The 15675-nt window shown below is 32.8% G+C and carries 15 protein-coding genes, 5 tRNA genes, 1 pseudogene and 3 other annotated features; of the genes and pseudogenes, 20 read left to right on the forward strand and 1 reads right to left on the reverse strand.

Annotated elements, in window-relative coordinates:
* Nucleotides 1–262 (forward strand): annotated as a pseudogene (locus tag BUB63_RS06650) (UPF0236 family protein); the annotation flags it as partial.
* Between the two features lie 210 nt (nucleotides 263–472).
* A complete protein-coding gene (locus BUB63_RS06655; protein WP_073248624.1) occupies nucleotides 473–1210 on the forward strand; it encodes a class I SAM-dependent DNA methyltransferase in 738 nt (245 codons plus the stop codon).
* A gap of 6 nt (nucleotides 1211–1216) precedes the next feature.
* Here the strand turns inward: BUB63_RS06655 and BUB63_RS13600 are convergent, their stop codons facing one another.
* On the reverse strand, nucleotides 1217–1363 hold the full coding sequence (locus BUB63_RS13600; protein WP_159431459.1) for a hypothetical protein: 147 nt from the start codon (nucleotides 1361–1363) through the stop codon (nucleotides 1217–1219).
* A 163-nt stretch (nucleotides 1364–1526) separates the two neighbouring features.
* On the opposite strand from BUB63_RS13600, the gene hslO reads away from it, so the two are divergent.
* The 18 genes from hslO (at nucleotide 1527) to pheT (ending at nucleotide 15675) form a co-directional block, all read left to right on the forward strand.
* The gene (gene hslO / locus BUB63_RS06660; RefSeq protein WP_073248626.1) at nucleotides 1527–2405 is read left to right on the forward strand and encodes an Hsp33 family molecular chaperone HslO; all 879 of its coding nucleotides are present in this window, start codon (nucleotides 1527–1529) and stop codon (nucleotides 2403–2405) included.
* 154 nt (nucleotides 2406–2559) lie between these two features.
* Complete coding sequence (locus BUB63_RS06665) at nucleotides 2560–3267, forward strand: GGDEF domain-containing protein (RefSeq protein WP_051350546.1); 708 nt, start codon at nucleotides 2560–2562, stop codon at nucleotides 3265–3267.
* Between the two features lie 66 nt (nucleotides 3268–3333).
* A tRNA-Val gene (locus BUB63_RS06670) sits at nucleotides 3334–3409 on the forward strand.
* A gap of 4 nt (nucleotides 3410–3413) precedes the next feature.
* A tRNA-Asp gene (locus BUB63_RS06675) sits at nucleotides 3414–3490 on the forward strand.
* A 3-nt stretch (nucleotides 3491–3493) separates the two neighbouring features.
* Nucleotides 3494–3569 (forward strand) — tRNA-Phe (locus BUB63_RS06680).
* A 10-nt stretch (nucleotides 3570–3579) separates the two neighbouring features.
* Nucleotides 3580–3655: transfer RNA gene (locus BUB63_RS06685), tRNA-Gly, on the forward strand.
* 11 nt (nucleotides 3656–3666) lie between these two features.
* Nucleotides 3667–3741: transfer RNA gene (locus tag BUB63_RS06690), tRNA-Cys, on the forward strand.
* Nucleotides 3742–3818: 77 nt separating this feature from the next.
* Nucleotides 3819–4583: a DUF6873 family GME fold protein gene (locus tag BUB63_RS06695; RefSeq protein ID WP_035165644.1), complete on the forward strand. Its 765-nt coding sequence runs from the start codon at nucleotides 3819–3821 to the stop codon at nucleotides 4581–4583.
* A 65-nt stretch (nucleotides 4584–4648) separates the two neighbouring features.
* Nucleotides 4649–5557, forward strand: coding sequence for a putative sporulation protein YtxC (gene ytxC / locus BUB63_RS06700; RefSeq protein WP_159431460.1), 909 nt, complete (start codon nucleotides 4649–4651; stop codon nucleotides 5555–5557).
* Between the two features lie 34 nt (nucleotides 5558–5591).
* Nucleotides 5592–5802, forward strand: a binding site (T-box leader).
* A 50-nt stretch (nucleotides 5803–5852) separates the two neighbouring features.
* Nucleotides 5853–7766, forward strand: coding sequence for a threonine--tRNA ligase (gene thrS / locus BUB63_RS06705; protein ID WP_073248628.1), 1914 nt, complete (start codon nucleotides 5853–5855; stop codon nucleotides 7764–7766).
* A 41-nt stretch (nucleotides 7767–7807) separates the two neighbouring features.
* Nucleotides 7808–7923, forward strand: a sequence feature (ribosomal protein L20 leader region).
* A 10-nt stretch (nucleotides 7924–7933) separates the two neighbouring features.
* Complete coding sequence (gene infC / locus BUB63_RS06710; RefSeq protein WP_027307653.1) at nucleotides 7934–8455, forward strand: translation initiation factor IF-3; 522 nt, start codon at nucleotides 7934–7936, stop codon at nucleotides 8453–8455.
* Nucleotides 8456–8478: 23 nt separating this feature from the next.
* Complete coding sequence (gene rpmI / locus BUB63_RS06715; protein ID WP_027307652.1) at nucleotides 8479–8676, forward strand: 50S ribosomal protein L35; 198 nt, start codon at nucleotides 8479–8481, stop codon at nucleotides 8674–8676.
* Nucleotides 8677–8697: 21 nt separating this feature from the next.
* Nucleotides 8698–9057 carry a 50S ribosomal protein L20 gene (gene rplT / locus BUB63_RS06720; protein WP_027307651.1) on the forward strand — a complete coding sequence of 120 codons (360 nt, stop codon included), beginning with the start codon at nucleotides 8698–8700 and terminating at the stop codon, nucleotides 9055–9057.
* A 107-nt stretch (nucleotides 9058–9164) separates the two neighbouring features.
* Nucleotides 9165–10526, forward strand: a complete 1362-nt coding sequence (locus BUB63_RS06725) for a TrkH family potassium uptake protein (protein WP_073248630.1) — start codon at nucleotides 9165–9167, stop codon at nucleotides 10524–10526.
* A gap of 17 nt (nucleotides 10527–10543) precedes the next feature.
* Nucleotides 10544–11203: a potassium channel family protein gene (locus BUB63_RS06730; protein ID WP_027307649.1), complete on the forward strand. Its 660-nt coding sequence runs from the start codon at nucleotides 10544–10546 to the stop codon at nucleotides 11201–11203.
* 5 nt (nucleotides 11204–11208) lie between these two features.
* A complete protein-coding gene (locus BUB63_RS06735) occupies nucleotides 11209–11970 on the forward strand; it encodes a TrmH family RNA methyltransferase (RefSeq protein ID WP_073248632.1) in 762 nt (253 codons plus the stop codon).
* 48 nt (nucleotides 11971–12018) lie between these two features.
* Nucleotides 12019–12233: a binding site (T-box leader), on the forward strand.
* Between the two features lie 50 nt (nucleotides 12234–12283).
* Nucleotides 12284–13303, forward strand: coding sequence for a phenylalanine--tRNA ligase subunit alpha (pheS, locus tag BUB63_RS06740; RefSeq protein ID WP_073248634.1), 1020 nt, complete (start codon nucleotides 12284–12286; stop codon nucleotides 13301–13303).
* An 11-nt stretch (nucleotides 13304–13314) separates the two neighbouring features.
* Nucleotides 13315–15675 carry a phenylalanine--tRNA ligase subunit beta gene (pheT, locus tag BUB63_RS06745; RefSeq protein ID WP_073248636.1) on the forward strand — a complete coding sequence of 787 codons (2361 nt, stop codon included), beginning with the start codon at nucleotides 13315–13317 and terminating at the stop codon, nucleotides 15673–15675.

The raw sequence follows: 15675 nt of genomic DNA on the forward strand, positions 1-15675 counted from the left end.
ATTAGGATGGAGCAAGGAAGGATTAAAGATAATGGCGAAGCTAAGGGTATTCAGCAAGAATGGAGGAAATTTAAGGGAAATAAGTGTGTTTAAGGAAGATGAAAAAGCCTTCAAGGTAAGTAAGAAGAAAATAAAAGAAGCGATAAGGAAGATAAATAAATCTTCACGCGAAGTTATGAATAATATAACGATATTGAACATAGGGAAAGTAACGCCAATTTACAGGATATTAAAATCAATAAAATATGAAAATATAATTTAAGTTTTTTAAATTTAACAAACGCCTTGAAACTAGCTAATTTAAGGGGTTGTCTATAAAAATTAACCTACAATATCTTGACACTATCTTTCTTTATAAACGGGTTGAAAAAATAATGGATATAGCATAAAATACCTCCTGTAAACTATTTTATTTATTCTTACTTTATTTTAACAAAACAATAAAAGAAAATAAATATAGGAGTTGAAATAAATGGAACAATACTCAAATTTATCTTTAGTATATGATGAGCTTATGGATGTAGATTATAAGAAATGGGCAGATTTTGTTAGCACATATTTTAAAGATAAAAATATTGAATTAAAATACAAAAAAGGTCTCGAACTTGGCTGTGGTACAGGAAATATGACTATTTATTTAAAAAAACTTGGATTGGATTTAGTGGCATTGGATAGTTCAGAGGATATGCTTACAAAGGCAGAGGAGAAATTAAGAAGAGAAAGATTAAGAGCTACACTATTGAAACAGGATATAAGAAGTTATAATTTAAATAAAAAATTTCCCTTTATATTTAGTTTTTGTGACTGTTTTAATTACATAACAAACTATAAGGATTTAGAAAGTTCATTTAAAAATGTTTATAATCATTTAGAAGATGATGGTTATTTTTTATTTGATATTAGCACAGAATATAAATTAAGAAATCTAATAGGAGAAAAGACATTTACATTAAATAGAGAGGATATATGCTATATATGGGATAATTATATAAATGAAGATATATTGGAGATGTATATTACCTTCTTTGTAAAGGAAGGAAAATATTATAGAAGGTTTGATGAAAGGCATATACAAAAAATTTATAGGGTTGAAGAGATTATAGAAGTTCTAAACAAAATAGGTTTTAAAGAAGTTGAAGTTTTTGATGACTATAAATTTAAAGATTATAGTCAAGATAGTATTAGAGCTGTATTTGTTATAAAGAAATGATAATAATTACTCATCTTCATCACAAAGTTCAACATCTTTATCTTTAACTCTGATGCTAATTTTTAAAAAGTCATTTTCGATTTTTATTTTTTTCTTTTTACCATCTTTAGATTGACGTACCTTTACTTTAAGTTTATCTTTTTGGGTATCCACAAAAAACACTCCAATAAATCATTATATAATTATAATATTCTTTAATTTTTCAAGTGTTACAACAATAATACTTTATACTTTAAATATTGACTTGTATTGTACAGATTTGTATAATTAACCTAAATTTTATCCCTAAAATATTTTATACTTAGGAGGAAATAATATGGGTAAATTAGTTAGAGCAACAGCCTCAAATGGAGATATAAGACTATTTGCAGCAATTACAACAGATATAGTAGAAAAAGCAAGACAAATACACGATTTAAGCCCGACTGCATCAGCAGCCCTCGGTAGATTATTAACAGCAGGCAGTATAATGGGAGCAATGCTAAAGGGTGAAAAGGATACGTTGACATTGTCTATGAATGGTAGAGGGCCAGCAGGTAATTTAGTAGTTGTTGCAAATTCAAAGGGTAATGTAAAGGGTTATATATCAAATCCACACGTAGATTTGCCATTAAATGATAAGGGAAAACTTGATGTTGGTGGTGCAATAGGTAAGGATGGATTTTTAAACGTAGTAAAGGATATGGGACTCAAAGACCCATATGTTGGAAGTGTTCCTATATATACTGGAGAAGTTGGAGATGATATTGCATACTATTTTACAGTTTCAGAACAGGTTCCATCTGCAGTAGCGTTAGGTGTGCTTGTTGATACAGATATTTCTATAAAATCAGCAGGGGGATTAGTTATACAAATGATGCCGGGTGCAAATGAGCTACTTGCAGATATTATTACATTTAGACTGCAAGAAATACCACCTCTTTCTACATTAATAGCAGAGGGAAAAACTTGCGAAGATATATTAAACTTACTGTTTGACGATATGGATTTAAAAATACACGAAGAGATAGATATAGCTTACGAGTGCGATTGTTCAAGGGAAAGAGTTGAAAAGGCACTTATTGCATTAGGAAAAGAAGAACTTGAGAGATTAAAGGAAGAGGAAGAGATTATGCAGGTAGAGTGCCATTTTTGTGAAAGAAGATACCAATTTACAAAGGATGATATACAAAATTTAATAAATTCAATTAAATAAAGATATAAAATATAATATAAAGCCTCATTATGGTTATGTTGCATTAAACTATAAGTGGGGCTTTAAAATTTACGATAAAAAATTAATAATCCTATAAATTTTAGTTTTTTTTACACGATAAATATTAATGATAATACTGTAAAGGGTGTGTGGTATGAAAAAGGAAGATTTGGGGGTTTTAAAAATATCAATGAGTTATTTCTTACTTGGTACTATTTGGGTGTTTTTTTCTGATAAAATATTATTTAAATCATTGAAATTCAGTGAAGGCTATTTGAATTATTCGATTATTAAGGGGATTGTCTTTATTGTATTTTCATCTGTATTTATTTTTGTTTTAGTAAAAAGGGAAATAAATAAAAGAATAAAGATTTGGGAATATTATGCAACACACGATGCTATGACAAAGTGTCTAAATAGAAAAGCAGGTTTAGAAAAATTAAATACACTGCTAAAAAACTATTCATTGCGTTCACCTATATCAATTATTTATGTTGATTTAAATAATTTAAAAATGATTAATGATAATTATGGCCATAGTGAAGGAGATAAGGCTATTATTAGAATCAGTAAAATATTCAAACAATCTGTTAAAAAGGATGATTTTGTTGTTAGATTAGGTGGAGATGAGTTTTTGATTGTTCTTTTGAATTCTGATGAGAAGAATGCAGAAAAAATTATTGAAGTTATAAATGAGAAGATAAATGTATTAAATCTATCAAGTAGAGTAGAACTAAGTATAAGCTGTGGAGTTGCAACTTATACACAAGAATATATAAATATAGAAGACTTTATAAACGAAGCAGATAGAAGGATGTATGAAAATAAGAAGCTTTTTCACTCACAGTTAAAATTTGCATAAAATAATTTTAAAAACGTATTGACAAAAATATAAATTCATTGTATTATAATTTATGTCAAATGAATTGGGCGCGTAGCTCAGCTGGGAGAGCATCTGCCTTACAAGCAGAGGGTCACAGGTTCGAGCCCTGTCGTGCCCACCATAATGGCCCAGTAGCTCAGTTGGTTAGAGTGCCGGCCTGTCACGCCGGAGGTCGAGGGTTCGAGCCCCTTCTGGGTCGCCAACTGGCCAGATAGCTCAGTAGGTAGAGCAGGGGACTGAAAATCCCCGTGTCGCTGGTTCGATTCCGGCTCTGGCCACCAATTTATATATGCGGGAATAGCTCAGTTGGTAGAGCGTCACCTTGCCAAGGTGAATGCCGCGGGTTCGAGTCCCGTTTCCCGCTCCAGAAATTAATATGGCGGCATAGCCAAGTGGTAAGGCAGAGGTCTGCAAAACCTTTATTCCCCAGTTCGAATCTGGGTGCCGCCTCCAAAGAATAGGGATAGAAGTAAAACTTCTATCCCTATTTTGCTAGTACGCATAGTTTTAATGAAGGAGCGAGTTTGTCAATGGAAAAATTTATAGAAATACCAAATCTCCCAAAGGGGGAAGTCTCTTTGGTTGTGTGTGATGGAAGAATAAACTCAGATGTTGAATATAATTTAAGAGAGATGGGAATTAAAATTATCAAAACAAATAAACAAAAATTATTGTATGAAGCTGTATCCTATCATCCTGACATATTATTTCACCATCTTGGGGGGGATAAAATAGTTATTGCACCCAATGTTGATGACAAATTTTATTATGCCTTAGAAGATGAGGGTTTTAATTTGATATTAGGCAAAGATAAGATTGAAGGTATATATCCAAAGGATGTTTTATACAATGTTGCAAGACTAAAGGATGTTGCCATTTTAAACATAAGATATACTGATGAAGTTTTACTGGATGAATTAATAAAAAGAAACATTAAACTTATTGATGTAAAGCAGGGCTATGCTAAATGTTCTGTATGTATTGTATCAGAGGATGCAATAATTACGTCTGATAGAGGAATCTATAAAAAGGCTTTGCAAAATTCAATAAACTCCCTTCTAATTAAACCAGGATATATTGATCTTTTTGAACTAAACTACGGTTTTATTGGAGGATGCACAGGATTTATTTCAAATGACACCATAGCTTTTTACGGTGAAGTTGAATCACATCCTGAAGGTACTGAAATAAAAAATTTTTTGAATAAATTTGAAAAAAAACATCAAAATCTATCAAAAGGTAAATTAATAGATTATGGTACATTAATACCTCTTAAGGAATATTGTATAATATAACTTTTTAAGTTTATTAGTATATGTTTTTTCTACGAACATATACTAAACTTGAAGGGAGTGATAATATGATTCTCCTATCAATTGGATTTAGTAAGGATAATAAAGAATTTTATGATAGATTAAACGAGCTCTGTCAGTATTTTAAAGAAAAAGGCGTAAATATTGCTCTATGTGAAAATAAAGTATCTAATATGAATTATATAAAGTGTGTTTTAAAGGAGACAGAAAAGGATATAAAGGTCTTTGATAGTTTTAGCGAAATGTTTTATATATATGTTTCGAACCTTATCTATGAATATATAGTGAATTATTATGATTCTATTTCTATAGAAAAGATTATAAAAAATAATTATGATTTCTTATCCAATGAGGATGCAGAAATAATAAAAGAAAAGTGTATAATGGCATTAAACGGAACAGGTATATTTACACAGGATGGAATACAGCTTATTATAAATAGAAAAAATACAATTCTAAAGCTAATAGAAGAGTATTTAGATGAAAATAAAGAGCTTATTATAGATGGTTTTATTACCTTTAGATTAAGAAACTTTTCTAATGATTTAAAAAATATAGTAGAAAAGATTACAGAGGAATATATCATTGAAAAGGAATACAGTGAGTTTATAAAGCTTTTAAAATATTTTGTAGATATACAGGAGAGTAAGTATGAGGTTGTTAATGTTATAATACAGAAGGATGGTAATTATTTAATCTACGATAAACAATATAAAAATATAACATCAGATTTTTTTGAGGATTTTTCTTCTGACATTAAAATAGATGCAACTATTCACGATATGTTAATTAGTGCACTTATTACCTTTGCACCACAAAATATAGTGATTCACGGAGTTGAGAATTCAAAAAGTCAGGAGACAATTGAAACAATAAAAAATATATTTTCTGATAGGTTAAAAATTTGTAGTGGTTGTGAAATTTGTAAGTCAATTAACAATATTATATTGACATAGCTTAATGTAATTAATATAATATTAATTAAAATATAAAAAGGCGATGAAGGGGAAGAGTAAATCAAACCCAGTTACCAGAGAGGGAAATCCGTAGGCTGAAAGATTTCCTTAATATGGTTGATTGAAAACCACCCCAAAGCTCCTACCTGAAAAATAGTAGGGATAGGCGTGATGCTGCGTTAATGCTAATGAGTGGACCATATAAGGTCAATTTGGGTGGAACCGCGAGAACTCTCGTCCCATTTTTTGGATGAGGGTTTTTTTATTTGCATAAAAAAGCTTAAGGAGGGATAGTATGATTAAAGTTACTTTAAAGGATGGCAAAGTTTTAGAGTTTGAACAGCCAGTAAAGGTAGAAGAAGTTGCAAAAAAAATAGGTATGGGACTTTATAAGGCAGCACTTGCTGCAAAGGTTGATGGAGAAGTTGTTGATTTGATGAAGACAATTGATAAGGATGCTGTGGTAGAAATACTTACCTTTGATGATGCAGATGGAAGATGGGCACTAAGACATACAGCTTCCCACATACTTGCACAGGCAGTTAAAAGACTTTATCCAAATGTTAAATTAGCAATAGGTCCAGCAATAGATAATGGATTCTACTATGATTTTGATGCAGATTTTGCTATTACACCAGATATGCTTGCTGAAATTGAAAAGGAAATGGAAAAAATTATAAAAGAGGATTATGAACTTGAAAGATTTGTGCTTTCAAGGGAAGAGGCAATAAAGTTAATGAAGGAAAAGAATGAAGATTATAAAGTAGAATTAATCGAAGAGCTTCCAGAAGGAGAGGAGATATCCTTCTACAAGCAGGGAGAATTTGTTGACCTATGTGCAGGTCCACACGTGCCATCAACAGGAAGAGTTAAGGCTATAAAGCTTCTTTCAGTAGCAGGAGCATATTGGAGAGGCGATGAAAAGAATAAGATGCTTCAAAGAGTTTATGGTACAGCCTTTACTAAAAAAAGTGAGCTTGATGCATACTTAAATATGCTTGAAGAGGCTAAAAAGAGAGACCATAGAAAGTTAGGTAAAGAATTAGAACTATTTGCAATAATGGAGGAAGGCCCAGGATTCCCATTCTTCTTGCCAAAGGGTATGGTGGTTAGAAATGAACTTGAAAACTTCTGGAGACAAGTACATCAAAAGAATGGATATAAAGAAATAAAGACTCCTATAATATTAAATGAAGCACTATGGCATCGTTCAGGACACTGGGATCACTACAAAGAAAATATGTATTTTACAAAGATAGATGAACAGGATTATGCAGTAAAACCAATGAACTGCCCAGGTGGTATCTTAGTATATAAGAGTCAAATGCATAGCTATAGAGAATTACCACTTAGACTCGGAGAGCTTGGACTTGTACACAGACACGAAATATCAGGTGCACTACATGGACTTATGAGAGTAAGATGCTTTACTCAAGATGATGCTCATATATTTATGCTTCCATCACAAATAAGGGATGAAGTTTTAGGTGTAATCAACTTGATTGACCATATTTACAAGCTATTTGGATTTGAATATCACGTTGAATTATCAACAAGACCAGAGGATTCAATGGGAAGCGATGAGGATTGGGAAAATGCAACAAATGCACTAATTGATGCATTAAATGCAGCAGGACTTGAGTATAAGATAAATGAAGGTGATGGAGCCTTCTATGGACCAAAGATTGACTTCCATCTTAAGGATTGCTTGGGAAGAACATGGCAATGCGGAACTATACAACTTGATTTCCAAATGCCAGAAAGATTTGATTTACACTACATAGGAGAAGATGGAGAAAAGCATAGACCTGTAATGATACACAGAGTTATATTTGGAAGTATTGAGAGATTTATAGGAATATTAATTGAACACTATGCAGGTGCCTTCCCAACTTGGCTTGCACCAGTTCAAGTTAAGATACTTCCTGTAACAGATAGAGCAAATGAATATGCAAAAGAACTTGAGGAAAAGCTAAAGGATAATGGTATAAGAGTTGAAACAGATTTAAGAAATGAAAAGATAGGATATAAGATTAGAGAGGCACAGCTTCAAAAGGTACCATATATGATAATACTTGGTGATAAGGAAGTAGAGGCAGCAAATGTTTCAGTACGTTCAAGAAAAGATGGAGATATGGGTGCTATGGCGGTTGAAGAATTTATTTCAAAGATAAGAGAAGAAATAGATAAAAAAATAAGTACATTATAAAAATCTATTGACATATAATAAATAGTATGTTATATTAATTAAGTGTTAAGTAGAAGCCATCCGCTTCTCACCTTACGCCAAGGGTAGTAAGGTTAGGATTTAGTGGTAAGTTGAATGTCTGCGGATGGAGTATGTCCATCCGCTTTTGTTTTGTAATAAATTAGGAGGTGAATGTTATTAATAAAGAACATTTAATCAATGAAGAAATAAGAGCTAAGGAGCTTAGAGTTGTTACTGCAGATGGAGAACAGCTTGGAATAATGCCAACTAAGCAGGCACTTGAGATAGCTGAAGCAAGACAGCTTGATTTAGTTTTAATAGCTCCAAAGGCAGAACCACCAGTTGCTAAGATAATGGACTATGGAAAGTTCGTGTATGAGCAACAAAAGAAGGAAAAGGAAGCTAAAAAGAAACAAAAACAAATTACAGTAAAGGAAGTAAGAATAACTCCAAACATAGAAGAACACGATTTGAATGTAAAGGCTAAGAATGCTGAAAAGTTCTTAAAGGATGGAGATAAGGTAAAGGTTACTGTAAAGTTTAGAGGAAGAGAAGCTGACTATGCTCACTTTGGTGAAGAAATTTTAAATAGATTTTATGAAAAGATTAGAGAAGTTGGACAAATAGAAAAGCCAGCTAAATTAGAAGGTAAAAACATGACAATGGTTATAGCACCAAAGAAAGGTTGAAAATAAGAGAGGAGGAAACAACTATGCCTAAAATGAAAACTCATAAGGGTGCAGCAAAAAGATATAGAAAAACTGGAAATGGAAAGTTCAAGAGAGCACACGCTTTCAAGAGACATATCCTAACTAAGAAGTCATCTAAGAGAAAGAGACAACTAAGAAAAGGAACTTACGTTGCTAAGACTGAATTCAAGATTGTAAGAAAGTTACTACCATACGTATAAGAGGCAAAGGAGGTTTAAAAAATGGCAAGAGTTAAGAGAGCAGTTCATTCACATAAAAGACGTAGAAAAATATTAAAACTTGCAAAGGGATACTATGGTGCAAAGAGCAAGAATTACAGAATTGCTAAGCAAGCTGTAATGAGAGCACTAAGCACAGCATATGTAGGAAGAAAGTTAAAGAAGAGAGACTTCAGAAAGCTTTGGATAGCAAGAATAAATGCAGCTGCAAGAGCAAATGGACTTTCATACTCAAAGTTCATAAATGGACTAAAGCTTGCTGGAATCAACATCAACAGAAAGATGCTTGCTGAAATAGCTGTTAATGATGAAGCAGCTTTTGCAGAATTAGTAAATATAGCTAAAGAAAAGGTAAATGCATAATATAAAACAATCTAAAAGGCCTGATTTTCAGGTCTTTTAGATTTTGTATAAAATATAATTTTTTTGGTATTATACTTAAGTAGTATAATATTGGAGGTTAATTTAAAATGTTTATAAAAGAGAAGATAGACGGAATAAAGTTTTATAGATTTCAACCTGTTCAGGTATTAGCATTGGGTTTTGCTGCTGTAATTTTATTAGGAGCTATATTGCTTTCTCTACCTATATCATCAAGAGACGGTAACCCTACTAATTTTATAGATGCTCTATTTACATCAACTTCAGCAGTTTGCGTTACAGGATTAGTTACAGTAGATACTGGTACACATTATAGCCTATTTGGACAAATAGTTATTATGCTATTGATCCAGACAGGTGGATTGGGGTTTATGACCTTTGCGACATTAATCGCTTTAATTTTAGGTAAGAAGATATCTCTTCGTGAAAGGCTTATAATGCAGGAGGCATATAATACCTTTAACATACAGGGAGTAGTTAAGCTTGCACTTTATGTTATGGGAATAACATTTTCAATAGAGCTTATAGGAGCATTAATTTTATCAACCCAGTTTATACCTCAATATGGACTTTTAAAGGGATTATATTTTGGGTTATTTCATTCGGTTTCGGCCTTTTGTAATGCAGGGTTTGACCTAATAGGAAATTTCCAAAGTTTAACTCCATATGTTGATAATACAGTTATAAACTTAACAATAATGAGCTTAATTATAATAGGTGGAATAGGTTTTGCGGTTTTAACAGAGGTTATAAACTATAGAAAAACAAGAAGATTATCTTTACACGCTAAAGTTGTTCTGTCTGCAACAGCCTTTTTAATAATAAGTGGGGCTATTGGATTCTTTTTATTAGAATATACTAATCCTAAAACAATAGGAAATTTAAATATGAAAGGTAAAATTTTAGCAAGTTTATTTGCTTCTGTTACTCCAAGAACAGCAGGCTTTAATACAATATCAACTTCGGATATGACAACAGCAGGCAAGTTTTTAACAATAGTACTAATGTTTATAGGTGCATCACCTGGTTCAACAGGTGGAGGTATAAAAACATCTACAGCATTTTTACTTTTTATGACTGTTGTTGCAGTTGTACAGGGTAAAGAGGACACAGAAATTTATCAAAAGAGAATAAATAAAAGCTATGTCTATAGGGCACTTGCAATAGCATTAATAAGCTTTACAATAGTAACATTTGTTACAATGGTATTATCAATAGTACAGCACGGAGATTTTATTGAATATTTATATGAGGCAACATCGGCCTTTGCAACTGTAGGATTAACTTTAGGGCTTACTACAAGGCTAACCTTAATTGGAAAGATTATAATTATAATAACAATGTACATAGGAAGAGTAGGACCGCTTACAATTACAATGGCAATTGCTCATAAACAGCAAACAACAACAAGCTTAATTAGATACCCTGAGGACAAGATATTAATTGGCTAATTGGGAGGTTTATAAAAATGAAATCAAAACAGTTTGTAGTTATAGGACTTGGAAGGTTTGGCTCAAGTATAGCAAAGACGCTTTATTCATTAGGTCACGAGGTATTGGCAATAGATATCGATGAAGAGGTTGTACAGGATATTTCAGATCACGTAACACATGCAGTTCAGGCAGATGCTACAGATGAAGCAACTTTAAAGTCACTTGGAATAAGAAATTTTGATATTGCAGTTATAACAATAGGTTCTGATGTACAATCAAGCGTACTTGTGACGCTTCTTGTAAAGGAACTTGGTGTAAAATATGTAATAGCAAAGGCACAAAATGAACTTCACGCAAAGGTTTTATATAAAATAGGTGCAGATAGGGTTGTATTCCCAGAAAGAGATATGGGAATTAGAGTAGCACATAATTTATGTTCGTCTAACATATTAGACTATATAGAATTATCACCTGATTATAGCATTATGGAAGTTACAGCACTTGAGGAATGGGAAGATAAGACTTTAAAGGAACTAAATTTAAGAACAAGATACGGAATAAATATAATGGCTATAAAGAGAGGAAATGATATTAACATATCTCCAGCTGCAGAAGATACAATAAAAAAGGGAGATATTCTGGTTGTAATTGGTGGAACTGATGATATAAAAAATATAGAGATGCAAAGGATGTAATTTGTATGATTTTGAAAAGGGATAGCAGTCTTGTAAAAAATGCACTTAAGCTAAAGCAGAAAAAGTATAGAGAGTTGGAAAACAAGTTTTTAGCCGAGGGTATTAGGTTTGTTGAGGAGGCTATTTTGGAAGGTTTAGTTGACCATATTTTTTATAGTAGTCAAATATATGAATTAAAAGGTAATGAGAGAGTTCTTGATAATAATATACCAAAGTATGAAGTAGATGAAAAAACTATAAATGAATTAACAAATACAACAACACCTCAAAGTGTAGTTGCTGTAGTTAATAAACCTAATGTAAAATTAAAAAACGATTTGAATTTTGTTGTATTAGTTGACAGGGTGCAGGACCCTGGAAACTTGGGAACAATAATTAGAACCTGCGATGCTGCAAATGTTGATGCAGTCTATATAGTTAAGGGAACGGTAGATGTTTATAATGATAAAACCTTAAGGTCAACAATGGGTTCTATTTTTCATCTACCTATAGTTTATTTTGATTCCTTTAAGGAGGCGGCAGAGGATTTATATATTAGAGGATTTAATATATATGCCTCAACTTTAGATGGAGAAAATGTTTATAAAACTGATTTCAAGGGAAAAACAGCAATAGTTATAGGTAATGAAGCAAATGGTATGTCTAAAGAGGATATAATGCTCTGTAATAAAAAAATAAAGATACCTATGCTTGGTAGGGCAGAATCCTTAAATGCTTCCATTGCAGCAGCTATAATTATATATGAAGTTGTAAGACAAAGATTATAAATACATATTTACACTTAAATAGATGTTGTGTTATAATAAGCAAAAAAAGTAAAGGCTGTGAAGGAGGCAAGTAGGCTAATACCCTGCACAGGGAGGATAAGCCATAGATTGAGAGCTTATCTGCAGAAGGATTAGTTGAAGTTTCCCTCTGGAGCTTTCTGCTTGAAATAATAGTAGGGCAGAACGGTGTAACCGTTATTTTAATGAGTGGGCCATTTTGGCCAATTAGGGTGGTACCGCGAAGATTTCCCTTCGTCCCTTTTTGGGATGGAGGGTTTTTTGTTTGGAAATTTAAATAGAAAGGAGTAGTAAAATGAGGGAAAAGCTACAACAAATAAAGGAAGAAGCACTTTTGAAGCTAAAAGAATGCCAAAATAGTCAAATGTTAGACGAATTAAGAGTTAAATATCTTGGAAAAAAGGGAGAGCTTACAACTATTTTAAGAGGAATGGGGCAGCTATCACCAGAGGAGAGACCAACAGTAGGAAAAATCGCAAATGAAGTAAGAGAAGAGATTGAGGCAGCTATTGAGGAAACATTAAAGCAAATAAAACAAAGGGAAAAGAATTTAAGACTTTCAATGGAAACTATTGACGTAACTATGCCTGGTAGGGCAAATAGAATAGGTGGACTACACCCACTTACTAAGGCATTAGATGAGATAAAGGAAATATTCATTGGGATGGGATTTTCAATTGCAGAAGGTCCTGAGGTTGAACTTGACTATTATAACTTTGAGGCACTAAACATACCAAAGAACCATCCAGCAAGGGATGAACAGGATACCTTCTACATAAACCAAAATGTAGTTTTAAGAACACAGACATCACCAGTTCAAATCAGAGTAATGGAAAATAAAAAGCCTCCAATAAGAATTATTGCACCAGGTAGAGTTTATAGATCGGATACTGCAGATGCAACACATTCACCAATTTTCCATCAAGTAGAGGGACTTGTTGTTGATAAGGGAATTACTATGGCAAGCTTAAAGGGAACATTAGATGCCTTTGCTAAGAGAATGTTTGGAGAAAAGACAAGAACTAAATTTAGACCTCACCATTTCCCATTTACTGAGCCTTCTGCTGAGGTTGATGTATCCTGCTTTGTTTGTGGCGGGACAGGATGTAGAGTATGTAAAGGTTCAGGTTGGATTGAAATATTAGGATGTGGAATGGTTCATCCAGATGTATTAAGAGCAGGCGGAATAGACCCAGAGGTTTATAGTGGTTTTGCCTTTGGACTTGGACTTGAGAGAATTGTAATGATTAAATATGGAATAGATGATATTAGGCTATTCTATGAAAACGATGTAAGATTTCTAAAGCAGTTCTAAGGAGGGATAGTATGAAGGTTCCATTTAATTGGCTACTTGAATATGTAGATTTAGATAAAGATATAAATGAAGTTGCAGAAAAGCTAACTTTAACGGGTTCAAAGGTAGAGGAAGTTATAGAAAAGGGTAAGGAAATAGATAAAGTAGTAACAGGAAAAATAATAAAGACAGAAAAACATCCAAACGCAGATAAATTAACAGTATGTCAAGTAGACGTAAAGGATGAAGTTATACAAATAGTAACAGGTGCTGATAATATTAAAGAGGGAGATATAATTCCTGTTGCACTTCACGGTTCAACACTTCCAGGTGGTGTAAAGATTAAAAAGGGAAAACTTAGAGGTGTTGAATCTAATGGAATGTTATGTTCAGAGGCAGAACTTGGACTTGCAGATGAGGATTCAGTTCACGGTATTATGATATTAGATGAAAACACACCAATTGGTGTAGATATTAAGGAGATACTTGGACTAAATGGTGGAGTAATTGATTTTGAAATAACATCAAATAGGGCAGACTGTTTTTCAGTATATGGAATAGCAAGGGAGACAGCAGCCTCCTTTGGATGTGAACTTAAGAAGTTGGATTTAACTTTTAATGAAAATAGTGAAAATATAGAGGATTTTTTAAAGGTTGAAGTTAAAACTCCTCTATGTAGAAGATATATGGCAAAGATGATAAAGAACATAAAGGTTGGGCCTTCACCTGAATGGATGCAGGCAAAACTACAAGAAGCAGGGGTTAGACCAATAAATAATGTAGTTGATATTACAAACTATGTAATGTTAGAACTTGGACAGCCAATGCACGCCTTTGATTATGAAAATATAGAGGGCAAAAAAATAGTCGTTAAGATGGCAGAGGATGAAAGGTTCACTACGTTAGACGGAGTCGAAAGACAACTTGATAGTTCAATGATAACAATAAATGATGCACAAAAGACGATTGCAATTGCTGGTGTGATGGGAGGACAAAACTCTGAGGTTACAGAGGAGACAAACACAATAATACTTGAGTGTGCAAGCTTTGATGGAGTAACAACAAGACTAACATCAAAGAGATTGGGGCTTAGAACAGAGGCATCATCAAGATTTGAGAAGGATTTAGATCCAAATCTTGTTGAAACTGCACTAAAGAGGGCCTGTCATTTATTTGAAACATTGAAGGTTGGAGAAGTTGTAGGTGGGGTTATCGACTGCTATGAACAAAAATTAGAGCCTCACTATGTCAAGGTTAGCCCAAAATGGGTAAATGATTTCTTAGGAACAGATATAGTAGTTCAAGATATGGTTACTATGCTACAACGTCTTGATATGGAGGTTGAAGTAAAGGATGAGCTTATAATAAAGGTTCCAACCTTTAGACAGGATGTTAAGATAAAAGAGGATGTTGCAGAAGAAATAGCAAGACTTTACGGTTATGATGTAATACCTACACAAAAGATTGTAGGTGAGGCTGTAGAGGCTGAAATGACAAAGGAACAAAAACTAATTGAAGCTGTAAAAAGAACTATGGTTTCATCAGGGTTATATGAGACTTTAACATACTCCTTCTTTAGTCCAAAGGTATTCGATAAGATTAACTTATCTTATGATAGTGAGCTTAGAAATGTAGTAACTATATCAAATCCTTTAGGTGAAGACTTTAGCGTTATGAGAACAACTTTAATTCCATCAATGCTTGAGGTTATGCAAAGAAATATTTTGAGGGATAATAAGGAAGTTGGATTATTTGATATAGGTAAAGTTTATTTAAATGTTGGTAAGGAATTACCTGATGAAAGATATAAGCTTTGTGTAGCAATTGCAGGAGATGTAGATTTCTTTAATCTAAAAGGAATTGTGGAAAACCTAATTAATGTTTTATCAGTAGATAAGGCAGAATTTGAGAGGGAAACTGAAAATAGCATATTCCATCCAGGAAGATGTGCAAAGCTTTTAGTTAGAAAAAGATATGCTGGTGTTTTAGGGGAAGTTCATCCAGATGTTTTAGAAAACTACGATTTAGAAACAAGAGTATATATTGCAGAAATTGATTTAGCAACATTGTTTGAAGCAGCAAAGATGGAAAAGAAATATAAGCCACTACCGAAGTACCCAGCTGTTTTAAGGGATATAGCTCTTTTAGTTAAGGATGAGGTTGAAGTTAAGAAGATTGAAGATATAATGTTAAAGCAGGGCAAGGGAATTATTGAAGAAATAAAGCTTTTCGATGTATATAAGGGTAAACAAATACCAGAAGGATTCAAGAGTGTTGCTTACTCAATTATCTATAGAGCTGAGGACAGAACTTTGACAGATGAGGAAATAAACAAAGTTCACAATGCAATTGTAAAGGAACTTGAGGAAAGGCTTGAGGCAAAACTTAGATAG

Origin of the sequence: Caloramator proteoclasticus DSM 10124, assembly GCF_900129265.1 — a bacterium.
Classification (GTDB): domain Bacteria; phylum Bacillota; class Clostridia; order Clostridiales; family Caloramatoraceae; genus Thermobrachium; species Thermobrachium proteoclasticum.